Origin of the sequence: Variovorax sp. efr-133-TYG-130, assembly GCF_030208835.1 — a bacterium.
Taxonomy (GTDB): domain Bacteria; phylum Pseudomonadota; class Gammaproteobacteria; order Burkholderiales; family Burkholderiaceae_C; genus Variovorax.
On sequence record NZ_JARVTD010000009.1, the window covers coordinates 41,051 to 64,928 of the forward strand.

Here is a 23,878-nt window from a genome sequence, read left to right on the forward strand (position 1 = left end):
TGTCGGCGGTTGTCAGAGATGGATGAAGTAGCGGAACTTGGTCAGGCTGCCCTGGCTTGGCAGGGTGAGGAAGGTCTCGGCCTGCACGCCGCCGTTGGCCAGGATCACCTTCTGCGACGCGAAGTTGTCGGGGCTGGTCGTGATCTCGACGCGGCTCAGTCCCTCGCCGGCGGCCAGCGTGAGCATGGCGCCCAGCGCGCGCGTCGCGTAGCCCCTGCGCTGCTTCCATGGCACCACGCTGTAGCCGATGTGGCCCAGGCAGTAGACCGGCAAGGCGATGGTGCCGGGCTGCCAGCGCAGGTCGATGCTGCCGCAGAACTCGCCGTCCCACATCCAGAGCTTGTAGCCCGGCAGGCGCGGCACCCGCGAGCCGTCGGGCAGCGTGACCGGCGGGCCCTTGGCCTCGCGGTCCACCAGGTTCTCGAGGAACAACGCGGCATCGGCCTCGATGGCCGCGCGCTCCTCGGCGCCCGATTCGGGCCGCGACTCGTCGCGCGCCCAGCCCCGGTTCAGGGCCGACGCATAGCTGGCCAGGTACGGCTTCGCGGGCCAGACGAGCTCCATCGGCCGCGGCTCGGTGATGGATCTTGGCCAGTACCGCGGCACGCGCCTCAGGCCCCCATCAGCCTGACGATCAGCGGCACCAGCAACGCCGTCGCGATGCCGTTGAGCCCCATGGCCAGCGCCGAAAACGCGCCCGCCGTCTCGTTCACCTGGATGGCCCGCGCCGTGCCGATGCCGTGCGCCGCCATGCCGACCGCGAAGCCGCGCACCGCGGGCTCGCGGATGCGCAGCAGGTTCAGGAGCCCGGTGGCCATGATGGCGCCGGAGATGCCCGCAATGGCAGCAGCCACGGCGGCCAGCGACGGCAGGCCGCCGATCTTCTCGGCCACGCCCATCGCGATGGGCATGGTGGCCGACTTGGGCGCCAGCGACATCATCAGCTCGTGCGAACCGCCCAACGCCCACGCGATGCCGATGGCCGAAACAATGGCAGCGACCGAGCCCACGAGCAGCGCCACCCCGATGGGCAGCCACAGCCTGCGCAGCCGGCTCACCTGCCCGTAGAGCGGCACCGCCAGCGCCACCGTGGCCGGGCCGATGAGGAAGTGCACGAACTTCGCGCCCTCGAAATACGTGTCGTAGGGCGTGCGGGTGAGCAGCAGCACGGAGACGATGACGATCACCGATATCAGCACCGGGTTGACCACCGGATTGCGCCCGCTGCGCGTGTGCAGCCACAGCGCGCCCAGGTACGCCAGCAGCGTCAGCGACAGCCACAGCAGCGGCGACTGCGCGAGGAAGACCCAGATTTCGGACAGCCTGGCAGGTGCGCTCATTCCGCATCCTTGCCGGTGATGCGGATCATCCAGCGGAAGGTGAGCGCGGTGACCGTCATGGTGAAGGCCGCGCCCACGATGCCTGCCGCGAGGAACGGCAGCCACTCGCGCCCCACCCGCTCGAAGTGCAGCATGACGCCGGCCACCGCAGGGATGAAGAGCAGCATCAGGTTGCGCAGCAGATGGCCCGCGGTGTCGCCCAGCGACTGCGGCACGCGGCCGCGCACCAGCAGGCCGACGAACAGCAGCACCATGCCGATCAGCGGCCCCGGGATCGGCAGGTTGAGCCACTGCACGAGCAGTTCGCCGGCGAGTTGGCAAAGAAAGAGCGTGGTGATGGCGTAGAGCATGGTTCTTTTCGGGTGTCGGCTCAGCACGGATGTTCGGGGGAGCGTGCAGCGCTTGTCCACCCCTGCTTCAGGGCTTGCTGGCTCGCGGGCGGCAGCACGCCCAGCCGCACGTGGCCCGGCAGGCCGAACGAAGCGCAGTCGCGCAGCTTGATGCCCTGCGCGCGCAGTGCCGTGGCGACACGGGGATACGGCTCGTCGGTGCGGGCGCAGAAGAAGTTCGCGTCGCCGGGCAGGCACTCCCAGCCGAGGGACACGCACACGGCGCGCTGCCGCGCTTTCCATTCGCGAAGGGTGTCCAGGCTTTGCGCGAGCCAGTGCCGGGCTCCATTGCCGGTCCATGCCTCCAGCAGCGCCACGCCATGCGTGCCCAGAGGCCACGAGGGCGCCAGCAGTTCGAGGCGCTCCATCAATGGAGAGCCGACGGCGTCGAGGGGCGCAATGGCATAGGCGGCGCGGATGCCGGTGAGGCCCATGGCCTTGTTCGGCGTCCACATCTGCCAGACGCGGTCGCGTTGCGCCGCGCCCAGCGAAGGACGGCCTTCGAGGCGCAACGGCTCGTAGGCCATGTCGAGCACGCAAGGCCCGCCCTCGCCCTGCGCATGCGCCACCAGGTCGGCCTGCGGCTGCCCGAGCGGGCTCGACGGTTCGCAGCACCAGCGCAATCCGGCTGCGTCGAAAGGCGCCGGCGCGCGCAGCACCTGCAGGCCCCAGGCCCGCGCGGCGCGCTCGTAGTCGCCGTAGCTGTGGGCCGGCAGCCAGGCCGTGCGGGCGCCGCCCTGCGCGACGGCGGCGCTGATGCGGTGGATGAATTCGCTAGCGCTGGCCGCGATCACGATGCGCTCCGGCGCCACGCCGTGCAAGTCCGCGAGCCGGTCGCGCAAGGCGGTGTAGCGCGGGTCCGGGTAATGCGCAGCGTCGGCGTCGCGCAGCGCGGCCAGAACGGCCGGGCACGCGCCCACCGCATTGCCGTTGGTCGAGAAGTCGTGCGGCGCCGCGCCCGATGCGTCGGGGCCGCCATGGATAAGGCCGTGCGTCATTCGCGCATCACCCCATCACCGCGACGATGACCGCCGAAGCGCACACAGCCCACGCCACCACCGCACTTGCGCCCAATTGCGCGGCACGCCGGGTGTCGGCCGCGGCGACAGCGCGCCCTTCGGCATTGAGCGCATACACGCCGGGCTTGGCCAGCCGAACGCCGAGCAGCAAGGCCATCGCCGCCATCGGCCAGCCGCTGTTGGGCGACGGCGTGCGCCGAGCCTCTTCAGGCAACCCGGCCGGCCAGCGCCAGGCGGCCAGTGCGAGCAGCAATGCCGTGATGCGCGCGGGCACCCAGGAGAGCACGTCGTCCGCGCGCGCGGCCCATTTGCCGAACCATGTCCAGTCGCGCTTGCCGCGTTCGCCGCGGTAGCCCCACATTGCGTCCGCCGTGTTGGCGAAACGGTAGACCGCGGCGCCCGGCAGGCCGAACAGCAAGAACCAGAACACCGGGGCCACCAGCGAGTCGTTGAGGTTCTCGGCGAGCGACTCGATGGCGCTCTCGCGCACTTCGCGCTCGCCGAGCCCGGCCACGTCGCGGCTCACCAGCCGCGCGAGCTGCGCGCGGCCCGCGTCGAGCGACACGGCCAGCGCGTCCTCGACGGCCAGCACCTCGTCGCGCAGCATGCGCCAGGCGAACAGCGGCTTGAACAGCAGGCCCAGCAGCACGGCCACCGCCCATGCGGGCAGCCACTGCACGATCGCGCCCTGCAAGGCCGAGGCCACGCCCCAGACGGCCATCGCGCCGATGCACCAGGTCAGCGCGCCGATGAGGAAGGCCGGCAGGTCGACCGGCTTCGCCCGGGGATGCAGCGGCGCGACGCTCGATCCGATCCAGCCGAGGTAGTTGCCCATCCACACCACGGGATGCAGGTAGGCGCGCGGCTCGCCGAGCCAGCGGTCGATGGCCAGCGCGATCCACAGCGCGCCGACGAGGGCGAGGGAATAAGACAGGAGCGAATCGTCAGCAGGCATGGGAGCCGCCATTCTCGCGAATCAGGCGGCCGCCCTGCCGCGCCGCCACTGCGCCAGCGCGCCGAGCGCGACCAGCAATGCGGCGCCGAACACGACCCACAGGCGCAGGACAACGGATTCGGCCTTGGGCGCCGGGGGCGTATCGGGCGTGGGTTCGAGCCTGAGGCCACTCACGGGTTGCGCGCCGTCGGCCACGGGCTCGGCCGCAGCGACCTTGGCGGGTGCAGGCACCGGCGGGGCCGCGACCACCGGCACGACCGGCGCGGCCTGCGCGACGGGCGCTGCCGGCGCGGCAAGCTGCTGCCGCACGAACCGCTGCACGCCGTCGTTCCGCTCGCGCAGGCCCGTGGCCCGCGCCGCCTCGGCATACGCACGCACAAGTTCCCGGCGCGTGGCTGCGTCCGGCTTCCAGTAGTCCAGCCGCACCGCGTCGAGCATGCGCTCCAGCGTCTGCGCGAACGCCGCGCGGTTGTCGCCTTCGAGCCATTCGCGTGTGCCCAGCCTGTATCTGTCGCGCACGTACACGTCGTGCAGCGACTGCCACTGGTCCTGCCGCACGGCGTCGGGCGCGGTGACCTGCCAGCCCCAGAGGAACTGCGCCGTCTTCAGCACCTGCAGCGTGCCGCTGTAGCCCTCGGCCTTCTGCGCGGCGATCCACTGCGGATGCAGGTAGCGCGTCTGCATCTCGCGGGCGATGGCGCCGGCGGCGGTGTCGGTGCGCACCGCCGTGCCGTCGCGCAGGTTCTGCACGTACAGCGCCGGGTCCTTGCCGGTGAGCTGCCGCACCGCCTGCGCGATGCCGCCGAGGTACTGGAAGGGATCGTCGTTGGTGAGCACGCCATAGAGATTGGAGCTGCGCGCCATCAGCGCCGCGTCCACTTGCGCCAGGTTGCCCGCATAGGCGCCGGGCCGCGCAGCGCCGTCGAGGCCCTTGCCGTAGGCGTGGCCCATGCGGTCCATGTAGAGCTGCGCCATCTGCGCGTCGCCGCCGCCGCGCTGCTGGCGCTTCCACGCATCGCTCGCGAGCGCGGCCTCTTCGAGCCCGGCGCCGTAGCTGCCCTGCTCGTTCGAGAACACGCGCGCAGTCGACCACCGCCTCGCCTCCTCCGGCGTAGCGCCTTGCGCGCGCAGCCTCGCGGCCAGCGCATCGCTGTGCTTCGCCACCGCGTTGCCGGGTTCGGGCAAGGCAGCTACCTGCCGTACCGCCTCGTCGAGCCAGCGCATCACGTTCGGGAACTGGTCGCGGTAGGAGCCGGTCACGCTGACCAGCACGTCCATGCGCGCACGCCCCAGCACCTGCGCCGGAATCACTTCGATGCCGCTCATGCGGCCCGCGTCGTCCCAGCGCGGCTTCACGCCCATCGCGTAGAAGGCCTGGCTTTCGAGCACGCCCTGATGGCGCGAAGCCTCGCCGGCCCAAAGCGTGAACGCGATCTTGCCGGGAGTCTTGCCGCCGTAGCTCTTCGCATGCTCGGCGATCCAGGCGTCCATGGCGGCCACGCCCGCCTCCCATGCCGCGCGCGTCGGCACGCGGCTCGGGTCGAAACCGTAGAGGTTGCGGCCGGTCGGCAGGCTGTCGGGGTTGCGCACCGGGTCGCCGCCATAGCTGGACTTGAGGTAGCGGCCGTCCAGTGCGGTCAGCAGGCCTTCGATTTCCTCGTTGTGCGCGAGCACTGCGTCGAGCTTGCGGGCGCGCCCGGCCAGTTCGCCCAGCTTCCGCACGTCGGCCGGCGACTTGCCCATGGCGCTCGCGGTTGCGGCGTCGCTCAGCGCAAGCTCGACCCAGCGCGCAGGCCGCGAGCCGGCCACGTTATTCGCATCGATGAGAAAGGCCTCGTCGATGTCCTCGCCCAGCGCTTCCACCAGCGGCTTGCCGAGGATCTGCAGGATCGTCATGCGGCGGCGTTCGGCATCGGGCGCCTGGCCGAAGGTGGCCAGGCCCAGCGGCTGCGCGGTCTGCGCGAGCTCGTCGAGGTACGGATGCAGCACCGCGATGAAGCCCGCGAAGTCGGCGCGGATGCGCGCGGGCGTCCATTGCAGGTCGCGGTCGTAGTGCTGCTCGGCGAATTCGGCCGTCAGTTGCCTTTCCATGGCCGTCTTCACCGGCCCGGGCGACAGGGTTTCCCAGTCGTGCATGCGCTCGTGCATGGCCTGCACGCCGGGGCGGAAACCGGCGGGCGCGAACATCGGCGTCGAATGGCTCACCATCGTCGCGCGGCCGCGCCGCTTGGCGGTGGTGGCCTCGCCGAGGTTGTCCATGATGTACGGGTACACGTTCGGCAGGTCGCCCAGCGCGAGCAGCGGATCGTCCTGCACCGACAGCCCGCGCTCCTTGCCTGCCGACCATTCGAGCGTGCCGTGCGTGCCCACATGCACCACCGCGCTCGCGCCGAACTGCGTGCGCAGCCACAGGTAGGTGGCCAGGTAGCCGTGGCTCAGCGGCACGGCCGAGCGGTGATAGACCTGCCGGGCCTTGTCGACGACCTGCGTGCCGGGCTCGAAGCGCGGCGGCTGGCGCAGCACCACGACATTGCCGAAGCGCACCCGCGGAATCACGAACGCCGGCTCACCCGCAACGGGGCGCAGCATGGTCGATTTTTCCGGCGGCCCCCAGTAGGCCTCGATGCGCCGCTGCGTCTCGGCGGGCAGCGTGCGGAACCACGCGAGATAGCGCGACAGCGGCATCGCGTCGGCCAGCCCCCTGTCGAGCAGCGGCTGCAGGGCGTCGTCCTGCCCTGTGGGGTAGTAGGCCTTCATCGTCGCCTGCACCTGCGCGATCAGCGCGTCGGCGCCCGGCAGCTCGGTGCTGTAGCCGGCGGACTTCATCGCCGCGAGCATGTTGTTCACGCTGCGCGGCACGTTGAGGAAGGACGCGCCGAAATTGGCCTCTCCCGGCGGGTAGTTGTAGACCAGCATCGCCACGCGCCGCTGCGACGCCGGCGTGCGCTGCAGCCGCAGCAGCGCGGCGGCCTTGGCGGCCACGGCGTCGATCTGCGCGGGCAGCGGCTGCAGCGTGCCCGATGCGGCGTCGCGCGCGCTCACCAGCATCGGGTCGGTCATGCCGGCCAGCTCGCTCGGGCTGTAGTAAGAGGCGATGTCGGCCTGCGCGAGACCGTCCTTGCTCTGGGCCCATTGCGCGGCGTCCATCGCCAGCGAGGGCAGCGTCTGCAGCACGGGCACGCCGATGCGTTCGAGCTCGGCCTTGCGCTCGTTGGGGTTGAAGACCAGCGAGGCATTGACGATCAGGTCGGCCACGCGCCGGTCGCCGGCATGCGTCATGCCGAAGAACAGGTCCTTCTGCTGGCGCGGGCCGTAGAACGCATAGGCGCGCAGGCCGCGCTGCTCCAGCGCGGCGATGAGCGCGTCGAGCCAGCCGGTGTCGTCGCCGGTGACGGTGGCGCTGTTGATGGCCACGGCGACGGTGCCGCTTGCGGGATCGCCGGGCAGACGGTCGAGCGCGGCGATGTCGGTTTCGATGTGCGGCCAGCCGGGGTGATAGAGGCCGGCGAGCGGCAGCGGCACCGGCGCCGGAAGCCCCGCCGAGTCGCCGGGCCTGGCCAGCGCCTGCATCGAGGCGGCAAGGTTGGCCGCTCCGGAAAAGCGCCAGTACTCGCGCAGCCGCTGCGCCCAGGCGGCATCGACGCCGCGTTCCGCCGAAAGCGGCGCGGGGGCGGAGGCCTGCCCCTTGGCGACGAGCGCGAACTCGCCCACCAGCACATAGGGCACGGCGCCGCGCGAAATCACGTCGCCGAAGCGGGCGTCGGCAGCCTGCGCCACGCTGACGTGCGGCGCATCGATGACGAGCAGCCGCGCACCTTCGAGCGCGGCCGCCAGCGTCTCGGGCGAATCCTTCGAAGCCGACACCACCTGCAGCGGCAGCCCCGCCTCGCGCGCCGCCGCCTCCAGCCGGAACACCCGCGCCGGCGACACCAGCGAGGTGCCCAGCACCACCACGCGCCCGCCCGCCGGCTGTGCATGGGCCGGCGCCAGAAGGCCCAGCGTCGCCAGGGCCCCGAACAGCCAGAAAAGAACCCGCGTCACTTCCCGCCTTGCGCAGGCACCGCGTCCGCCGGCACGTAGACCATGGTGCCGTCCTTCAGCCGCCAGGCCGTGCCGGCCTTCTCGCCGTCGCCCTGCCCCGCCGCGCCGCTGGCCTTGAAGCGCGTGAGCTTCTGGCCCTCGCGCGTGATGATCTCCATGTCGGGCTTGCCTTCGTTGCGGATGATCGTCACCTTGTCCTGCGCGAACGGGTTCATCGGGTTATTGATGACCGCGATCATCAGCATGCCGATCACCACCATGAACACGTCGATCAGGTTGATGGTCGAGAGCACCGGATCGTCGTCGTCGCTGTCCAGGCTGCTCAGGATGGAGAACTGCCGCCGACTCATGAGAGACGGTCCCGCGCGTCCAGCACCGTCACCAGTTCGCGCATGAGCCAGCGGCGGCGCACGGTGTAGACCACGAAAGTAATGGAGGCCGAAGCCAGCGCCACGATCACGCTGGCGAACGCCGGCGCCAGGCTCTGCGCCACGCCCTGCGATTCACCGGAAGCCACGGCCACCAGCGCCGGGCCCATCGGGATCATGGTGGCGATCAGCCCCAGCATCGGCGCCACGCGGCTGCACAGCCGCACGCCTTCGAGCTGCTTGAGCACGACCAGTTCCATCTGCTCCTGGCTCGCGGCGGCGTGGCGTTGCAGCACCAGCGCTCGCGACGGATCGCGGCGGCGCTGCACATACTCGATGCCGAAGGCACCGAGGCAATACACCGCATAGACGAAAGACAGCAGCACGCCGAGCGTCACCGGCCAGAGGAACAGGCGCGCAAGCTCGAAGAGAACGGTGTCGAAGGCCAGCATCAGGTCGGCTCCGTGGGAGAAGAAGGGTTGTCGAACAGGTCGGAAGCGCGGCCCCAGCTTTCATCGAACACCAGCGACGCGAGCGGTTCGCGCGTCGCCCAGCGTTCGCGCTGCAGCATCGGCTCTTCGTAGAACTGGTGCACGGGCCCCAGGCACAGCAAGGCGATGGGCTCGGCACCTTCGGGCAGGCCGAGCAGCACCGACACCTCGGCCGGATCGAACAGCGACACCCAGCCCATGCCCAGCCCTTCGGCGCGCGCCGCGAGCCAGAGGTTCTGGATGGCGCAGGAGGCCGAGGCCAGGTCCATCTGCGGCAGGGTGCGGCGGCCGAACACGTGCTTCTCGCGTCCATCGGCCAGCGTGACCGCCAGCAGCTCGGCCGCGTCGAGCAGCCCCTGCACCTTGAGCCGCATGAACTCGTCTTCACGCTCGCCGAGCGCGCGGGCCGTGAGCACGCGTTCCTGTTCGACGACGTGGTGCAGCCGCTGCCGCAAGGCTTCGCCGCGAATCCTGATGAAGCGCCAGGGCTGCATGAAACCGACGCTGGGCGCGTGGTGTGCCGCGTCGAGCAGCCGTCGCAGTACATCGGGCTCCACCTGGCCGCCGGCGAAGTGGCGCATGTCGCGGCGCTCGTGGATGGCGCGGTAGACCGCTTCTTTGTCGTTTCTGGTGAAAGCCGGGGTGGTCACGCTGCTCTTTCGGGGTGGGTGCACAGGCCACCGGGTACTCCCCTCCGCGAATGTCCCCCGGCTTCGCCTCCTCCTTTATTTCGCTGCGGGGAGCACCCGGCGCCCTGTGCACATCGGGCGCTCTGCTCATGCCGTCGGATCAACCGCTGCGTCCATCGATCACGCTGGCGGGGTGCCTTGCGCAGCGAAATAAAGGAGGAGGCCGAAGGCCGGGGGACATTCGCGGAGCAAGGCACCCCGCCGGCGTGAGCGCGCCCCACGTCAATCCTCGATCCCACGCTGCGCAGGAATCCCAGCCTTGAACGCGTGCTTCACCAGAGTCATCTCGGTCACCGTATCGGCCAACTCGATGATCTCCGGCGGACAACGGCGCCCCGTCAGCGCCACGTGCACATGCCTGGGCCGGGCACGCAAAGTCTCGAGCACGCCCTCAAGCGGCAGCCAGCCGTAGATCAGCGGATAGGTGATCTCGTCCAGCACCACGAGAAAAAACTCGCCCGACATGATCGCCGCCTTCGCCTTCTCCCAGCCGTCGCGCGCAAGCTGGCCCGAGCGCTCCAGGTCCTGGCTCTTCCAGCTGAAACCGTCGCCCAGCCCCTCGATCGGAATGCCGATCTGCTCGAACATCCGGTGCTCGCCGAATCGGGCACTCGGCACCTTCATGAACTGGTAGATCTTCACCGCCTTGCCACGGCCATGAGCGCGCAACGCGAGGCCGAAGGCCGCCGTGCTCTTGCCCTTGCCGTCGCCGGTGTTGACGATGACGATCCCTCGGCGCTCGCCCTCGGGCTTTTCGTAAGGCTTCTCGCTGGGGGGTGTTTCGATCTGCATGATTCTTCGGTTCGTGTGTGTGTTACTGCGGCAGCGCGATCCACTGGTCCGCGACGCGGTGCACGCGGATGCGGTGGTCGAACACCTGCTCCAGCGCCGCATGGGTGTCCGGGTCGCCGCAGGTGCCGTGGTGCACCACGCGGCCACGGTTCATCACCACCAGTTCGTCGGCGGCCAGCGCCATCGGCAATTCGTGCAGCACGCTGACCACGGTCTTGCCCTGGGCGACGAGGGCGCGCACGGTCTGCATCCAGTCGGCCTGGTGCGGCGGGTCGAGATTGGCGAGCGGCTCGTCCATCAGCAGCAGATCGGCCTCGACCGCGAGCGCACGCGCCAGCAGCACGCGCTGGCGCTCGCCGCCGGAGAGCTGGCCCAGCGGGCGGTCACGCCAGTCCCAGGCCTGGGTGGTGCGCAGCGCGCGCTCCACCGCGTCTCGGTCGGCCGCGCTGGGCGCTGCCAGCCAGCGCTGGTGCGGCAGCCGGCCGAGCATGGCGATGTCGTAGACCATCAGGTCGTCGGCGCTGCCCTCGCCCGTGCCGCTCTGGCCGAGCCAAGACAGCCGCTGCGCCCGCACGCGCGCCGGAATCTTCGCCTGCGGCTCGCCGAACAGCCGCACCTCGCCGCGATGCGCGAGCAACCCCGCCAGCGCCTTGAGCAAGGTCGACTTGCCCGCGCCGTTCGGCCCGACGATGCTGGTCCAGCGGCCGGACGCGAGCGCCAGGTCGATGCCGTGCAGCACCTCGGCGGCGCCGAGGGTGGCGCTCAGGCGGCGCGCTTCGAGCGCCGGTGCGTTGTTCATGCCACGCCCCCGCGGGCGCTGCGCCGGTGCATCAGCCAGAGCAGGTAGCTGCCGCCCAGCACCGCCGTGAGCACGCCCACTGGCAGTTCCTGCGGCGCGATCAGCCAGCGCGCCAGCAGGTCGGCCGACATCAGCAGCAAGCCGCCCATCAGCGCCGACAACAGGATGAGCCGCGCATGCGTGGTCTTGACCACCGAGCGCACCAGGTGCGGCGCCGCCAGGCCAACGAATGCGATCAGCCCGGTCTGCGCCACTGCCGCGCCGGTGGCCAGCGCAAGCACCACCACCAGCGCCGCGCGCATCGCGCCCAGCGGCAGTCCCAGGCTGCGCGCCGTGGCCTCGCCCAGCGCCAGCCCGTCGAGCACCGGCGCCAGCGCCCAGCCGAGCAGCAGGCACACCGCGCCGACCATCGCCATCACCGCGCAGGCGCTCCAGCCGACCAGCCCGGTGCTGCCGAGGATGAAGCCCTGGATGGCCTGAAGGATGTCGGCCGAAGCGATGGTGATGAGATCTTTGGCGGCGCCGAGCACCACGCCGACGATCACGCCCGCGAGCAGCAGCCGCAGCGTCTGCTGCACGCCGCGCGCGAGCAGCAGCGTGAGCATCACCGCCACCACAGCGCCGATGAAGGCCGCGCCCGTCAGCCCGAGCCGCATCACCCATTGCGTGCTGGCGGCCGAACCGCCGAACATCAGCAGCGCCAGCGCCACGCCCAGCGAGGCACCCGAGGCGCTGCCCAGCAGGTACGGGTCGGCCAGCGGATTGCGGAACAGCCCCTGCGCCACCGCGCCCGCCAGCCCGAGCAAGGCGCCGGCCAGCCAGGCGCCGAGCGTGCGCGGCAGGCGGATGTCCCACACGATCTGCAGCGCCACCGGGTCGTGCCGTGCCGACAGCAGGCTCTCGAAGCCGGTGCTGCCGATGCCCAGGCCCAGCAGCATCGCCCCCGCGCCCAGCACCAGCAGGCCGAAGCCCAGCAGCAGAACCCGCCGCAGGTGCGCCGTGTGCCTGACCGCCGCGTTCACCGACGGCCGCCCTTGTCGCCCAGGCACTGCGCCATGAGGCGCGCGGCCTCGTCCATGCGCGGGCCGGGCCGCACCAGCACGTCGGACTGCTCGGCGCTGAAGCGGCAGATGCGGCCTTCGCGCACCGCGCGGATGCCGGCCCAGCCGGGGCGCTGCTCCAGCCCCTGCGCGCTGCGCACGCTCACCATGATGAGGTCGGGATTGGCGCGCACCACGTATTCGGGGTTGAGCTTGGGAAACGGGCCGAGCGAAGCCGGCACGATGTTCTTCGCGCCGAGCCGGGTGAGCGTTTCGCCGATGAACGACGACTCGCCCGCCGCGTACGGCGCGCTGTTCACTTCGAAGTACACGCGCAGGCCCTTCGCGCTCGCGGGCAGCGACTGCGCGGCGGCCGACACGCTGGCGTCGATCACGCGCCAGACCCTGGGTGCCTCGTGCGTGCCCAGCACCTGGTCGAGCTTGTCGAGCACGCGCCGCACGTCGGCATGGCTCTTGGGCTCGAGCACCAGCACCTTCACGCCCAGCGCCTCGAGCCGCTGGGTAACGCGCGACGACTTGGCGAGCAGCACCGCGTCGGGCTTGAGCGCGACGATGGCCTCGACGTTCGGGTCGAGCCCGCCGCCGACCTGCGGCAGCGCCTTCACCTGCTCGGGCGAATTGGAATAGCGGTCGATGCCCACCAGCCGGTCGCAGGCGCCGAGCGCGCAGACCGATTCGGTGAGCGAGGGCAGCAGCGTGACGATGCGCCGCGGCGGCTCGCGCAGGCTCACGGTCACGCCGCGCTCGTCGACCACGTCGAGTGCGTGCGCCGCCAGCGCGAACAGCGCCAGGCCGAATGCGGCCAGCGGAATTCGGATCTTCCTCGCGCTCATGCGGCGGGGACCTTCAGGCTCAGCGGCAGGCCGGCCGCCATGAGCGTCACGCGGTGGCAGGCGGCGGCTACGTCCTGGTTCAGGCGGCCCAGCGCATCGACGAATGCGCGCGTCTCGCGGCCCAGCGGAATCACGCCGAGGCCGATCTCGTTGCCCACCAGCACCACCGGGCCGCGCGCCTCGCGCAACGCGACCATGAGCATGCCCATGTGCGTGGACGGCGTGCGCGTGGGAGGGCGGGCATCTCCGGCGGGCATCGGCATCAGCAGGTTGGTGAGCCAGAGCGTGAGGCAATCGACGACCACCAGCGTGTCGGGCGTGCTCTGCGTGACCACGGCACGCGCGAGCTCGATCGGTTCCTCGATGGTGCGCATGCCGGGAACGCGCTCGGCACGGTCGGCCTGGTGGCGCACGATGCGCTCCTGCATCTCGTCGTCGTACGCCTGCGCGGTGGCGATCATCACGGCGCGGCGGGTGCGCGGCTCGGCGGCGAGCCAGTCGGCGGCGCGCTGCTCGGCGCGGCGCGACTTGCCGCTCTTCTGGCCGCCGAGGATGAACTCGTGCTCAACAGTCGCGGGCTTGATCATGGTGGGCATGGCTTTGCAACTCGGTGGGCATGGCGCCGAAAAGTCGCGCGGTGGCTTCGGGGCTGGAAGCGAACCACGCATGGAAATAGCTGGCGCGCACAGGGCCGTGCACGTAGAGCGCCTCGCCGCCCTGCGCGCCCACGGCCTGGGTCGTGCCTGGCCGGGCGGTGCGCGCGACGGGCGCGAGCGGTGTCTCGCAGCGCGAATAGTGGAAAGTGTGACCGCGCAAGGCGTGGCAGCCGAGCTGCAACTGCTGCGGGCCGAGGCCGGCCAGCCGCTTCTGCATGGTCACCCTGCCCGGCAGCAGGCCCCACAGGCGATGCACGTTGCCGGCCTCCGCGTCTTCATGCGTGGCCAGCTCTTCGAACAGCGCCATCATGCCGCCGCACTCGGCCCATACGGGCTTGCCGGCCGCCACGTGGGCCGCCAGCGCGGCGCGCATCGGTTCGCAGCGCGACAGCGCCTCGGCGTGCAGCTCCGGGTAGCCGCCGGGCAGCCAGACCGCATCGCAAGCGGGCAAGGCGTCGCCCGCGAGCGGCGAGAAGAAGGAAAGGCGCGCCCCCAGTGCGGTGAGCACGTCGAGGTTCGCGGGGTAGATGAAAGAGAAGGCGGCATCGCGTGCGATGGCGATGGTGCGGCCGGCCAGCAGCGGCTGCATGTTCGCGACAGGCGGTGCGGCATCGAAGCGCACCTGCGGCAGTTGCGCGATGTCCATCTGCCCCAGTGGCGTGCCGGCCAGCACGTCGGCCACGGCGTCGAGGCGCGCCATCGCGTCGCCCAGTTCGTCCGCCACCACAAGCCCCAGGTGCCGCTCCGGCAGCGTGAAGCCCGCGTCGCGCGGCAAGGCGCCGAGCCATTGCGAAGGCTCGCGCAGCGCGTCTTTCAGCATGCCGGCATGGCGCTCGCTGCCCACGCGGTTGGCCAGCACGCCGGCCCACGGCAGGCCGGGCCGGAAGTTCTGCAGGCCGTAGGCCAGCGCGCCGAAGGTGCCGGCCATGGCATGCGCATCGATCACGGCCAGCACCGGCAGGCCGAAGCGCACGGCCAGGTCGGCCGCGCTCGGCGTGCCGTCGAACAGGCCCATCACGCCCTCGACGATCAGCAGGTCGCAGTCGGCCGCCGCCGCGCGCAGGCGCTCGCGGCAGTCGGCTTCGCCGGTCATCCAGAGGTCGAGCGAATGCACCGGCGCGCCGGTGGCCAGCGCGAGCCAGAGCGGGTCGAGGAAGTCGGGCCCGCACTTGAAGGCCCGCACCCGCCGGCCCTGCCGCGTGTGCAGCCGCGCGAGCGCGGCCGCGACCGTGGTCTTGCCCTGCCCCGAGGCCGGCGCGGCCACCAGCACCGCGGCGCAGGCGGCCGCCGCGGCACCGGCGGTGTCGCTTGCTTGCGAGGGGTTGCTTATTGCGGCGTCCACTTGAGACCGACGTACGCGGTGCGGCCGGCGGTGGCGTACAGGCGTGCGTACTGGTAGTCCTTGTTGCCCACATTGTCGACCCGCGCGATCAGGTTCAGGTCGCGCGTGAGCTGCCTGCTGGCCGACAGGTTCAGCACGGTGTAGCCGCCGAGCTTGACGCTGTTGGCGGCGTCGTCGTAGCGGCGGCTCGAGGTCTGCACCTCGGCGCCCAGCGTCCAGCCGGCGACGCGCCAGTCGGCACCAAAGGTGGCGTGGCGCTGCGCGCGGCGAGCCAGCAGGTTGTGCGTGCCGAGGTCGCGCGGGTCCTGGAAGTCGAGCGAGGTGCGCAGCGTGACGTCGCCGATGCGGTGGCCGCCCGACAGCGTGACGCCCTGGTATCGGGCGCGCGCCGTGTTCCTGTAGCAGCCGAAGGACGAGGCGCAGCCCTTGGCCGTGCCGTCGAAGCTGATCAGGTTGCGCACCTGGTTGTTGTAGACCACGATCCCGGCGTGAGAGGCGCCTTCGGTGTATTGCAGGCCCAGTTCGACGTTGCGGCTGGATTCGGGTTGCAGCGTGGCCAGGCCGTATTCGCTGAAGCGCTGGTAGAGCGTGGGCACGCGGAAGGCGGTGCCGGCCGAGGCCGTGAAGCGCAGCGACGGCGTGATGGCATAGCCGTAGGCGGCGCTGCCGGTGGTCTTGCCGCCGAATTCGCTGTCGCGGTCGTGGCGCACATGCAGCTGCAGCGAGTGCGGGCCCTGCACGAAGCCGTAGCCCAGCGACAGCGCGTCCTGCGCGCGGTCGCGCGACAGCAGCTTCGAGCTGGTGGTGGGCGCGTTGTCGAGTGCGTCCTCGCGGCGTTCCAGGGTGGCCGTCACCAGGTGCGGGCCGAAGCGGAATTCGTTCTGGAACAGGTAGCCGCGCAGGTGGGTTTCGGTGCGGTAGAACGAAGGCTGCGTCTTGTAGACCGACTGCGAATCGGTGATCTGCACGCGGGTGCTGTAGACGTCGTTCCACTTGGCCGACCAGGTGAGGCCGGCGGTGCGCAGCGTGTTGCTCGAAATGTCGTTGGCAAACAGGAACGGCAGCTTGGTCCTGTACGACACGGAGGCGTCGTAGCCGGCCTTGATGTCGCTCGCGAGCAGCGTGGCGTCGAGGCGCTGGTCGGGCGTGAGCTGGAAGCCCAGCTTCACGTTGCCCGAGGTGCTGTTGTAGCCGTCGCGGTCGGGGCTGGTGAAGCCGTCCTTGACCACGTTGCGCTTGTCGACCGGCTGCACGTTGTAGCCCTTGCTCTCTTCATGTTCGACACCGAAGGAGTAGTCGAACAGGCCCGACTTCCCGCTCACGCCGCCTTCGATCCTGCGCAGGCCGTAGCTGCCGAAGCCGATGCCCGCGTAGGGCGAGACGCCCTCCTCGCCGCGCTTGGTGAAGAGCTGGATCACGCCGCCGATGGCGTCCGAGCCGTACACCGCGGCGGCCGGGCCGCGCAGCACTTCGATGCGGTCGATCTGCGACAGCGGAATGCCCTCCCAGCCGGCGCCGCCGGTCGATTGCGAGTCGATGCGCACGCCGTCGAGGTAGACGGCCGTGAAGCGCGTTTCCGCACCTCGGATGTACAGGCTCGTCGTGTTGCCGATGCCGCCGGTGCGCGAGATCTCGATGCCGGGCAGGCGCGCCAGCACGTCGGCCACGCCGGTGGCGCCGCTGCGCTCGATGGTCTGGCGGTCGATGATCGACACGTCGCCCACCAGGTCAGACAGCGCCTGCGGCGTGCGGTTGGCCGTGACCACCGTCTCGCCGAGGGTGGGCGCCTGTTGCGCATGGGCCAGGCCGCCGAAGGCGGATGCCAGCGCCAGCGGCAGGCAGGCGAAGCGGAGACGGCGCGCGGGAGCGCGGCCACGGAAAACGGAAGCGTGGGAAATCATGAAATGTGCCGAACGAACGTCAATGCCCCGTGCCGGCTTCCCCGCCGGCACCTGGGCGCAATGGCTGCCTCGCGCACGGATTCTTTTTTTCCGTGCATGCGGCAGCCGCCTTGTTGGCCGGTATCCGGGCTGGCAGAACGCCCCTCGCCGCCTTCCCAGGCACCTGTTTCAGGGTGCCCAGTGGCTGTGTGGAGAGGGGTGACGCCTTGCGGCGTCGTCTGCTTGACCGTTGCGGGGGCAGCGCAGGCGGCTTGGGCCGGGCCCGGTACGCGCTCGAGGGCGTTCGGGGGACCTTCACTCCTGCTTCCCGTTGAACCGCGGCGCGTGAACCACGCCGCAGGCACCAACGGGCGGGATTTTAGGCCCTGTCCGACACGATTTAAGCCGAAAGTTGCGCACCGCTAACATCGCAGCAATGCGCCCGGCCTCGGTTTTCCTGAATATTCGTTCCGCGCTGCAGCGGCTTTTCGGCGTTTCGGGCTGGCAGTCGATGCTGCTCTGGTCCATTGCCGCGGGCCTGCTCGGCACGCTGGCGACCGAACTTTTCCGCGCGGCGCTCTACGGCTTCGAGCATCTGGTGCTGGGCCCCGGCGAAGGGCTGGTGGCCATGGCCAGGCACCTGCCGTGGTGGGCGCGCGTGGCCTGCCCCACGCTCGGCGGGCTGGTGGCGGGCCTGCTGCTGGTGCTTGCCAAGCGCGTGGCGGAGCGAAGCGCCACCTCCGACTACATGGAAGCGATCGTGCTCGGCGACGGACGCATTCCAGTCGCGCAGACGCTGGTGCGCAGCGCGTCGTCGCTGGTGAGCATCGGCACCGGCGGCTCCATAGGGCGCGAAGGCTCGATGGTGCAGCTTGCGGCGCTGGCGGCCTCGCAACTGGGGCGGCTGCTGCGCTTTCCGGCGGAACGGCTGCGGCTGCTGGTGGCCTGCGGCGCCGCCGCCGGCCTCACGGCCGCCTACAACGCGCCCATCGCGGGTGCCTTCTTCGTCGCCGAAATCGTGCTGGGCTCGATCGCGATGGAAAGCGTGGGGCCGATCATCATCGCGTCGGTGGTGGCGAACGTCGCGATGCGCGCGCTGCCGGGCTATCAGCCGCCTTACAAGATGCCGGCGTTCCCCGAGATCCACGGCGCGGAGGTGGTGCTGTTCTGCGTGCTCGGCGTGCTGCTGGGCTTTGCGTCGGTCGCATTCCTGCGCGCTTTGCAGGGCAGCCGCGCGCTGTTCGCCAGGTTGCCGCTCGCGCTGCCGTGGCGGCTGGCGCTGGGCGGGCTGCTGATGGGCGCCATTTCCGTACCGATGCCCGAGGTCTGGGGCAACGGCTACAGCGTGGTCAACGCGGTGCTGCACACGCCGTGGCCCTGGACGCTGATCGCGATGGTGCTGGTCGCCAAGGCGGCCGCGACCATGGCCACCGCGGGATCGGGCGCCGTGGGCGGCGTGTTCACGCCGGCGCTGTTCTTCGGCTGCATGATCGGCGCGCTGTTCGGGCTGGCGGTGCAGGCGCTGTGGCCGGCTTCCAGCTCCGCGCCTTTCGCCTATGCCATCGTCGGCATGGGCGCCTTCCTGGCGGGCGCGACGCAGGCGCCGCTGATGGCGATATTGATGATCTTCGAGATGACGCTGAGCTACCAGGTCATGCTGCCGCTGATGGCCGCGAGCGTCATCGCGTACTTCATCGCGCGCTCGGCCAATGCCGGCTCCATGTACGAAATCACGCTGCGCCGCAACGAGCAGCGCGACGCGCAACTGCGCCTGCGCGGGCTGCACGTGCGCGACCTGGTGCAGCCGGCCGAGACCGTGGTCGGCCCCGACGCGGACCGCGAGGCGATGAGCAGGCTCTTCCTGCAGCACCCCGTGAAGTACCTGTACGTGGTCGACGCCGACGGGCGCTACCTGGGCGTTGTGCCGCTGGCCGCGCTGGGCGCAGCGCCGGCCGAAACCACGGCCGGCGCCCTGCTCTCGCAGGCGATCCTGCCGATCACCGCCGACACCGGCCTGGGCGAAGCGCTGCAGCGCTTCCTGGAGCACCGTGGCGAGCGCCTGCCGGTGATAGAGAGCGCGGCCGACCCGGTGCTGCTGGGCGTGGCGGCCAAGAGCGCGCTGCTCGCCACCTATGTGCGGCTGAGCGAGTAGTTTGAAACGCCGGTGGAAGGCCGCAGAATCCAAGCCTGCACGCACCCTCGCCCAAGCACGGCGAAGGGCCCCTCCCAGGGAAACTACAATCGCCAACCATGCCCGCATCCAGCCCCATCGACCAGATCGCCGAGCGTGTCGAACGCCTGCTCGTGCGTCACGAAGAGGTGCAGCGCACCAATGAGTTGCTGCAGGAACAGGTCGATGCGCTCACGCGCGAACGCGACGCACTGAAGTCGCGGCTCGCTGCGGCCCGCACGCGCCTCGACGCGCTGCTCGAACGGCTGCCGGCTGAACCACCTCCCCAAGACCCCTCCGCATGAAGCAGATTGAAGTACAGATCATGGGCCAGAGCTATCTGCTCGGCTGCCCCGACGGCGGCGAAGCGCAGCTGCGCGAAGCCGTCGAACGCGTGGACGCTGCCATGTGCAAGATCCGCGATGCGGGAAAAGTCAAGGCCCGCGACCGCATCGCGGTGCTGGCCTCGCTGAACCTGGCCTTCGACCTGGCCGCGCAGCAGGCCACGGCCGCCGCCGCGCCCGCGGCAGTACCTCCCGCCGAGGCAGCAGGCACCGCCCCCGATACGGCGGAAACCGACCCGAAGGCCGCGCAGCTCATTCAGAGACTCGATCAAGCCCTTGCCGGCGATGGACATTTGCTCTGAATGAATTCGTCGGACACAGGCAGGGAGGCGTAAAATCCGAACTGTCTGCAGACGTGTCGGGCTTAATATTTCCTTGTTCCAATGCTCTCCGGAGCCGGGCTTGGTACATCGCTAGACGGGCGTGATCATCTCGCGTCAGATGAACCCGAAGTCTTGCTGCCCTCGCCCACCTGAACCCTGGTTCAGGATGCGGGTCCGGCACATCATCTGCAGACACCTTTTCCCGCCGCGGCCCCCTGCACCAGTTGCACGGGGCCGCTGCTTTTTGCAGAAGCACTTTCCCTTCCCTGCGCCACCGTGAACATCGCCGCCCTGCTCGACCCCCTGCTCATCGCCGAACTCGCGGCACTCGGCCTCGGCACCGGCTTTCTCGCGGGCCTGCTGGGCATCGGCGGCGGCATGATGATGGTGCCGTTCATCACGATCATCATGGGCCACCGCGGCGTGCCGGCCGACCTGGCGGTGAAGATGGCCATCGCAACCTCCATGGCCACCATCATCTTCACCTCGGTGTCCAGCGTGCGTGCGCACCACAAGCGCGGCGCGGTGCGCTGGGACATCGTGAAGCGGCTCGCGCCCGGCATCGTCATCGGCAGCCTCGCGGGCAGCCTGGGCGTGTTCGCGCTGCTCAAGGGCACGGCGCTCGCCATCGTCTTCGCGCTGTTCGTGGGCTTCTCGGCCACGCAGATGTTCCTCGACAAGAAACCCAAGCCCACGCGGCAGATGCCGGGCACGGGCGGCCAGCTCGCGGCGGGTGGCGCCATCGGCTTCATCTCGGGCCTGGTGGGCGCGGGCGGCGGCTTCATCAGCGTGCCGTTCATGACGTGGTGCAACGTGGCCATCCACAACGCCGTGGCCACGAGCGCGGCGCTGGGCTTTCCGATCGCGGTGGCCAACGTGGCGGGCTACGTGGTCAGCGGCCAATCCGTCGACGGCCTGCCGGCCGGCTCCTTCGGCTACATCTGGCTGCCGGCGCTCGCGGTGATCGCGGCGTGCAGCGTGCTCACCGCGCCGCTGGGCGCCAAGGCCGCGCACAGCCTGCCGGTGAAGAAGCTCAAGCGCGTGTTCGCGAGCATCCTGTACCTGCTGGCGGCCTACATGCTCTGGAAGGGCCTGCACGGCTGAAGACGGTGAGCTGCCGGTCCGGCAGCTCCGGCTACTGCTGCACCCGCTGCCGCCACTCGCGCGGCGAGCAACCGAACCGCTCCCTGAAGGCACGGCTGAAATGCGCCGCGTCGTTGAAGCCCCGCCCGTAGGCGATCTCCCCCACCGGGCGGCCAGCAAGGCGCGGCTCCAGGAGGTCGCGGCTGCAGGCCTCGAGCCGGCGCTCCCAGATGTACTGCGACGGCGTGAGCGGTTCGCTCTTGAACACGCGGTGGATGTGGCTCACCGACATGCCCAGCTCCGCTGCCAGCGTACCCACCGACAGCGACGGATCGGCGAGCTGCTCGTCGATGCGCCTTTTCACGCGCGCCAAGTGGTACGCCGTGAGATTGCTGAGCGCCGGCGCGCGCGCCGCAGGCAATGTCTGCAGCCCCGCCACCAGGATGTTCTGCACCCCGTGGGCCACGGCCAGCGCCGAGGCGGGCTGCAGCGTGTCGATGTCCTCCCGCAGCGTGCGGATCATGCCCAGCAGCAGGTGCCCCGCGCCTTCGCGGCCTGACACCGTGGTGGCCGTCAGCGCCTCGGTGTCGCGCAGTTCGCTGCGCAGGCGCTCGCCGGGGAGCTTCAGCACGATCTGCTCGAAGGCCTCGTCGAACAGCAGCTGGTAGGGCCGCGTGCTGTCGTACAGCGCGAAGTCGCCGGCCGACAGCACGGCGTCGCGACCGTCCTGGCGCACCACGCCGTGGCCGCGCGCCTGGATGCTCACGAGGAAGTAGTCGTCGCTCGATCTCGAGATGTGGCCCGGCGTGCGCATCACCTTCTGCGGCGCCGAGGTGACCACCGACACGTCGAGGCCCGGCAGCGTGTGCTGGCGGATGCTGCCCTCGAAATCGCCCGTGGCGCCCTCGTGCACCGGGTCGCAGCCGAGCTGCACGTAGACGTTGCAGATCATGTCGGTCCAGTAGGCGAGCCGCTGGTTGCGCGAGACGGCGTCGGTGCTGATCAACTGGGTCATCGGGGGGTTCCTCGGAAAGCCCGCGAACGGCGCGGACTGGTGCATGCAACGCTGGAACAAGAACGCGGCCAATCCTGGTCAAGCCGTTCCGGCGGCGCGAATTTACGCTTCAAGCAACCCGCATGCCACAGCGCAAACCCGGTGCGCGCGGCCTGCGGTTCGTTACTTTCATTGCACCTGGAGATTCACCATGCCGACCACCGTCCATCCCAAGCTGCGCGTCGCCGCCGTTCAGGCAGCGCCCGTGTTCCTCGACCTCGACGCCACCATCGACAAGACCATCGACCTGATGGCGCAGGCCGCGAAACAGGACGTGCAGCTCATCGCCTTTCCCGAGACCTGGATCCCCGGCTACCCATGGTGGATATGGCTCGACTCGCCGGCATGGGGCATGCAGTTCGTGCAGCGCTACCACGACAACTCCCTGGTCATCGGCTCCGCCGAGTTCGAGCGCCTGAACGCCGCGGCGCGCAAGCACAGGATCTGGCTGTCCTTCGGCTTCAGCGAGAAGTCGGCGGGCAGCCTCTACATTGCGCAGGCGCTGATCGACGACCAGGGCAACACCGTGCAGACGCGCCGCAAGCTCAAGCCCACGCACGTGGAGCGCACCGTGTTCGGCGAAGGCGACGGCGCCGACCTGCACGTGGTGGAAACGCCGATCGGCAACATCGGCTCGCTGTGCTGCTGGGAGCATCTGCAGCCGCTCAGCAAGTACGCCATGTATGCGCAGAACGAGCAGATCCACTGCGCTGCCTGGCCCAGCTTCTCGCTCTATCGCGGCGCGGCCTACGCGCTGGGCCAGGAGGTCAACAACGCGGCGAGCCAGGTGTATGCGGTCGAGGGCGGCTGCTTCGTGATCGCGCCCTGCGCCACCGTTTCCAAGGCCATGAGCGAGCTGATGTGCACCGACGCCGGCAAGCAGCAGATGCTGGGCGTGGGCGGCGGCCACGCGCGCATCTACGCGCCCGACGGTTCACCGCTGGGCACGCCGCTGGCGGAGGACGAGGAAGGCCTGGTCGTCGCCGACATCGACCTCGGCATGATCTCGCTCGCCAAGGCCGCGGCGGACCCCAGCGGCCATTACTCGCGCCCCGACGTCACGCAGCTGCTGCTGAACAAGACGCGCCGCGAGCCCATGGTGGTGCAGCTCACGCCCGAGCCCGAGGGCAGCGCGGCCGAGCCGGTCGTGGCCTGACACCGAAGGAGCCGAGCCGTGGAATCCGCCATCGCCGAACACCTGAAGTGCCCCCGCACGCGCCACCGCCGCGTGGAGGACGACTACGCCCCGCCCTACCCCGTGTGGTCGGCCCGCGCGCCCGTATCGACCACGCAGGTGGTCATGGGGTACTTCGGCGTGCAGTCGCGCGGCGCGGACATGCAGGGCCGCGCCTGCGCCGCGCTGATGAAGATCGCGCGCGACTTCGCCCTGCCCGACGGGCCGGGCCACCACGACCTCACGCACCACGTCGATGCCGACGGCTTCGACAACATGATCGCCATCGCCTACTGGCGTGATCCCGATGCGTTCAGGCGCTGGTGCGCCACGCCCGCTGTCGACGCATGGTGGCGCACCGACGAGCGGCTCACGGAAGGCCTCGGCTATTTCCGCGAGATCGCGTCGCCACGCGTGCAGCACTTCGAGACCATGTTCAACACGCCCGACCGCATGGAGGGCGTGGGCGTGGTGATGGGCGGGGTCAGCGGCGAGCTGCAGGAGCACGGCTACTGGGGATCGATGCGCGACCGCATCCCGCTCTCGCAGACCGACGCCATGGCGCCTTCAGGCACGCGCGCGGTGATCGCCGGCGCGCCGGTGCCGGGACAGCGCGTGCGCATCGCCGGCCACGAGAACATCGCGATGATCCGCTCCGGCCAGGAGTGGACCGACACCACCGGCCAGGAACGCACGCTCTACCTCCAGGAGATGGAGCCCGTGCTGCGCGAAGGCATGGACTTCCTGCGCGACCAGGGCCTGGGCATCGGCTGCTACAGCAACCGCTACATGCACCACCTCGACACGCACGGCAAGCCGCTGCAGAAGTCCTTCGGCCTGAGCTACTGGCACTCGCTGGCGGACATGGAGCGCTGGGCCGAGTCGCACCCGACGCACGTCGCGATCTTCGGCAGCTTCATGCGCTACGTGCAGGCGCTGAACTTCCAGCTGCAGTTGCGCGTGTACCACGAGGTGTCGGTGCTGAAGGCCGACGAGCAGAGCTACGAGTACATCAACTGCCACGCGCGCAGCGGGCTGATGAACGGGCTGGCGCCCGCGGCATGAGACGACCTGC

Annotated in this window: 23 protein-coding genes and 1 riboswitch; of the genes, 6 read left to right on the forward strand and 17 right to left on the reverse strand. The window is 70.3% G+C overall.

Features of this window, described 5'->3' with window-relative positions; translation table 11 throughout:
* Window positions 1-12 precede the first annotated feature (12 nt).
* The 16 genes from QRN67_RS10635 to QRN67_RS10710 form a co-directional block, all read right to left on the reverse strand.
* Window positions 13-564, reverse strand: a complete 552-nt coding sequence (locus QRN67_RS10635; protein ID WP_285411723.1) for a GNAT family N-acetyltransferase — start codon at window positions 562-564, stop codon at window positions 13-15.
* Window positions 565-611: 47 nt separating this feature from the next.
* Window positions 612-1,340 (reverse strand): LrgB family protein, encoded by a 729-nt coding sequence (locus QRN67_RS10640; RefSeq protein ID WP_285411724.1) that lies wholly within the window; start codon window positions 1,338-1,340, stop codon window positions 612-614.
* Window positions 1,337-1,690, reverse strand: coding sequence for a CidA/LrgA family protein (locus QRN67_RS10645; protein WP_285411726.1), 354 nt, complete (start codon window positions 1,688-1,690; stop codon window positions 1,337-1,339). The genes QRN67_RS10640 and QRN67_RS10645 overlap by 4 nt, the downstream gene beginning before the upstream one ends.
* A gap of 20 nt (window positions 1,691-1,710) precedes the next feature.
* Window positions 1,711-2,727 carry an aminotransferase class I/II-fold pyridoxal phosphate-dependent enzyme gene (locus QRN67_RS10650; protein WP_285411727.1) on the reverse strand — a complete coding sequence of 339 codons (1,017 nt, stop codon included), beginning with the start codon at window positions 2,725-2,727 and terminating at the stop codon, window positions 1,711-1,713.
* Window positions 2,728-2,734: 7 nt separating this feature from the next.
* Window positions 2,735-3,715: an adenosylcobinamide-phosphate synthase CbiB gene (gene cbiB / locus QRN67_RS10655; RefSeq protein ID WP_503010890.1), complete on the reverse strand. Its 981-nt coding sequence runs from the start codon at window positions 3,713-3,715 to the stop codon at window positions 2,735-2,737.
* A 9-nt stretch (window positions 3,716-3,724) separates the two neighbouring features.
* Window positions 3,725-7,744, reverse strand: a complete 4,020-nt coding sequence (cobN, locus tag QRN67_RS10660) for a cobaltochelatase subunit CobN (protein WP_285411729.1) — start codon at window positions 7,742-7,744, stop codon at window positions 3,725-3,727.
* Window positions 7,741-8,094, reverse strand: a complete 354-nt coding sequence (locus tag QRN67_RS10665; protein WP_285411730.1) for a DUF2149 domain-containing protein — start codon at window positions 8,092-8,094, stop codon at window positions 7,741-7,743. The genes cobN and QRN67_RS10665 overlap by 4 nt, the downstream gene beginning before the upstream one ends.
* The gene (locus tag QRN67_RS10670; RefSeq protein ID WP_285411731.1) at window positions 8,091-8,564 is read right to left on the reverse strand and encodes a MotA/TolQ/ExbB proton channel family protein; all 474 of its coding nucleotides are present in this window, start codon (window positions 8,562-8,564) and stop codon (window positions 8,091-8,093) included. The genes QRN67_RS10665 and QRN67_RS10670 overlap by 4 nt, the downstream gene beginning before the upstream one ends.
* Window positions 8,564-9,253, reverse strand: coding sequence for a 5,6-dimethylbenzimidazole synthase (bluB, locus tag QRN67_RS10675; RefSeq protein ID WP_285411732.1), 690 nt, complete (start codon window positions 9,251-9,253; stop codon window positions 8,564-8,566). Before bluB ends, QRN67_RS10670 begins: the two co-directional genes overlap by 1 nt.
* A gap of 261 nt (window positions 9,254-9,514) precedes the next feature.
* Window positions 9,515-10,084, reverse strand: a complete 570-nt coding sequence (cobO, locus tag QRN67_RS10680) for a cob(I)yrinic acid a,c-diamide adenosyltransferase (RefSeq protein ID WP_081266951.1) — start codon at window positions 10,082-10,084, stop codon at window positions 9,515-9,517.
* Between the two features lie 22 nt (window positions 10,085-10,106).
* Window positions 10,107-10,883 carry an ABC transporter ATP-binding protein gene (locus QRN67_RS10685; RefSeq protein WP_285411733.1) on the reverse strand — a complete coding sequence of 259 codons (777 nt, stop codon included), beginning with the start codon at window positions 10,881-10,883 and terminating at the stop codon, window positions 10,107-10,109.
* Entirely contained in the window at window positions 10,880-11,905 is a 1,026-nt protein-coding gene (locus QRN67_RS10690; protein WP_285411734.1) for a FecCD family ABC transporter permease, read from the reverse strand. The genes QRN67_RS10685 and QRN67_RS10690 overlap by 4 nt, the downstream gene beginning before the upstream one ends.
* Window positions 11,902-12,777, reverse strand: a complete 876-nt coding sequence (locus QRN67_RS10695) for an ABC transporter substrate-binding protein (protein ID WP_285411736.1) — start codon at window positions 12,775-12,777, stop codon at window positions 11,902-11,904. The genes QRN67_RS10690 and QRN67_RS10695 overlap by 4 nt, the downstream gene beginning before the upstream one ends.
* On the reverse strand, window positions 12,774-13,373 hold the full coding sequence (locus QRN67_RS10700) for a bifunctional adenosylcobinamide kinase/adenosylcobinamide-phosphate guanylyltransferase (RefSeq protein ID WP_285411737.1): 600 nt from the start codon (window positions 13,371-13,373) through the stop codon (window positions 12,774-12,776). The genes QRN67_RS10695 and QRN67_RS10700 overlap by 4 nt, the downstream gene beginning before the upstream one ends.
* On the reverse strand, window positions 13,342-14,775 hold the full coding sequence (locus QRN67_RS10705) for a cobyrinic acid a,c-diamide synthase CobB (protein ID WP_285411738.1): 1,434 nt from the start codon (window positions 14,773-14,775) through the stop codon (window positions 13,342-13,344). The genes QRN67_RS10700 and QRN67_RS10705 overlap by 32 nt, the downstream gene beginning before the upstream one ends.
* On the reverse strand, window positions 14,760-16,676 hold the full coding sequence (locus tag QRN67_RS10710) for a TonB-dependent receptor domain-containing protein (protein ID WP_285411739.1): 1,917 nt from the start codon (window positions 16,674-16,676) through the stop codon (window positions 14,760-14,762). The genes QRN67_RS10705 and QRN67_RS10710 overlap by 16 nt, the downstream gene beginning before the upstream one ends.
* A 98-nt stretch (window positions 16,677-16,774) precedes the next feature.
* Window positions 16,775-17,038: riboswitch (cobalamin riboswitch) on the reverse strand.
* Window positions 17,039-17,091: 53 nt separating this feature from the next.
* On the opposite strand from QRN67_RS10710, the gene QRN67_RS10715 reads away from it, so the two are divergent.
* The 4 genes from QRN67_RS10715 (at window position 17,092) to QRN67_RS10730 (ending at window position 20,596) form a co-directional block, all read left to right on the forward strand.
* Window positions 17,092-18,807: a ClcB-like voltage-gated chloride channel protein gene (locus QRN67_RS10715; protein ID WP_285411740.1), complete on the forward strand. Its 1,716-nt coding sequence runs from the start codon at window positions 17,092-17,094 to the stop codon at window positions 18,805-18,807.
* A gap of 98 nt (window positions 18,808-18,905) precedes the next feature.
* Window positions 18,906-19,130, forward strand: coding sequence for a DUF904 domain-containing protein (locus tag QRN67_RS10720; protein WP_081270851.1), 225 nt, complete (start codon window positions 18,906-18,908; stop codon window positions 19,128-19,130).
* Window positions 19,127-19,471 (forward strand): cell division protein ZapA, encoded by a 345-nt coding sequence (locus tag QRN67_RS10725; protein ID WP_285411741.1) that lies wholly within the window; start codon window positions 19,127-19,129, stop codon window positions 19,469-19,471. Before QRN67_RS10720 ends, QRN67_RS10725 begins: the two co-directional genes overlap by 4 nt.
* 303 nt (window positions 19,472-19,774) lie before the next feature.
* Window positions 19,775-20,596 carry a sulfite exporter TauE/SafE family protein gene (locus QRN67_RS10730; protein WP_285411861.1) on the forward strand — a complete coding sequence of 274 codons (822 nt, stop codon included), beginning with the start codon at window positions 19,775-19,777 and terminating at the stop codon, window positions 20,594-20,596.
* A gap of 31 nt (window positions 20,597-20,627) precedes the next feature.
* Here QRN67_RS10730 and QRN67_RS10735 read toward each other — a convergent pair whose 3' ends face one another.
* Window positions 20,628-21,590 (reverse strand): AraC-like ligand-binding domain-containing protein, encoded by a 963-nt coding sequence (locus QRN67_RS10735; protein WP_285411742.1) that lies wholly within the window; start codon window positions 21,588-21,590, stop codon window positions 20,628-20,630.
* A 190-nt stretch (window positions 21,591-21,780) separates the two neighbouring features.
* Here QRN67_RS10735 and QRN67_RS10740 point away from each other — a divergent pair, with 190 nt between their 5' ends.
* Both QRN67_RS10740 and QRN67_RS10745 read left to right on the forward strand, forming a co-directional pair.
* Entirely contained in the window at window positions 21,781-22,785 is a 1,005-nt protein-coding gene (locus QRN67_RS10740; RefSeq protein WP_285411743.1) for a carbon-nitrogen hydrolase family protein, read from the forward strand.
* A gap of 18 nt (window positions 22,786-22,803) precedes the next feature.
* Entirely contained in the window at window positions 22,804-23,868 is a 1,065-nt protein-coding gene (locus QRN67_RS10745) for a phenylacetaldoxime dehydratase family protein (protein WP_285411744.1), read from the forward strand.
* The last annotated feature ends 10 nt before the right edge of the window (window positions 23,869-23,878 follow it).

Coding starts and splice junctions, on each gene's coding strand:
- QRN67_RS10635 (WP_285411723.1), bottom strand. CDS start 564: ATGGAGCTCGTCTGGCCCGCGAAGCCGTACCTGGCCAGCTATGCGTCG.
- cbiB (WP_503010890.1), bottom strand. CDS start 3,715: ATGGCGGCTCCCATGCCTGCTGACGATTCGCTCCTGTCTTATTCCCTC.
- QRN67_RS10695 (WP_285411736.1), bottom strand. CDS start 12,777: ATGAGCGCGAGGAAGATCCGAATTCCGCTGGCCGCATTCGGCCTGGCG.
- QRN67_RS10640 (WP_285411724.1), bottom strand. CDS start 1,340: ATGAGCGCACCTGCCAGGCTGTCCGAAATCTGGGTCTTCCTCGCGCAG.
- QRN67_RS10650 (WP_285411727.1), bottom strand. CDS start 2,727: ATGACGCACGGCCTTATCCATGGCGGCCCCGACGCATCGGGCGCGGCG.
- QRN67_RS10670 (WP_285411731.1), bottom strand. CDS start 8,564: ATGCTGGCCTTCGACACCGTTCTCTTCGAGCTTGCGCGCCTGTTCCTC.
- QRN67_RS10735 (WP_285411742.1), bottom strand. CDS start 21,590: ATGACCCAGTTGATCAGCACCGACGCCGTCTCGCGCAACCAGCGGCTC.
- QRN67_RS10725 (WP_285411741.1), top strand. CDS start 19,127: ATGAAGCAGATTGAAGTACAGATCATGGGCCAGAGCTATCTGCTCGGC.
- cobO (WP_081266951.1), bottom strand. CDS start 10,084: ATGCAGATCGAAACACCCCCCAGCGAGAAGCCTTACGAAAAGCCCGAG.
- QRN67_RS10710 (WP_285411739.1), bottom strand. CDS start 16,676: ATGATTTCCCACGCTTCCGTTTTCCGTGGCCGCGCTCCCGCGCGCCGT.
- QRN67_RS10720 (WP_081270851.1), top strand. CDS start 18,906: ATGCCCGCATCCAGCCCCATCGACCAGATCGCCGAGCGTGTCGAACGC.
- QRN67_RS10700 (WP_285411737.1), bottom strand. CDS start 13,373: ATGCCCACCATGATCAAGCCCGCGACTGTTGAGCACGAGTTCATCCTC.
- QRN67_RS10715 (WP_285411740.1), top strand. CDS start 17,092: ATGCGCCCGGCCTCGGTTTTCCTGAATATTCGTTCCGCGCTGCAGCGG.
- QRN67_RS10740 (WP_285411743.1), top strand. CDS start 21,781: ATGCCGACCACCGTCCATCCCAAGCTGCGCGTCGCCGCCGTTCAGGCA.
- QRN67_RS10645 (WP_285411726.1), bottom strand. CDS start 1,690: ATGCTCTACGCCATCACCACGCTCTTTCTTTGCCAACTCGCCGGCGAA.
- QRN67_RS10685 (WP_285411733.1), bottom strand. CDS start 10,883: ATGAACAACGCACCGGCGCTCGAAGCGCGCCGCCTGAGCGCCACCCTC.
- QRN67_RS10665 (WP_285411730.1), bottom strand. CDS start 8,094: ATGAGTCGGCGGCAGTTCTCCATCCTGAGCAGCCTGGACAGCGACGAC.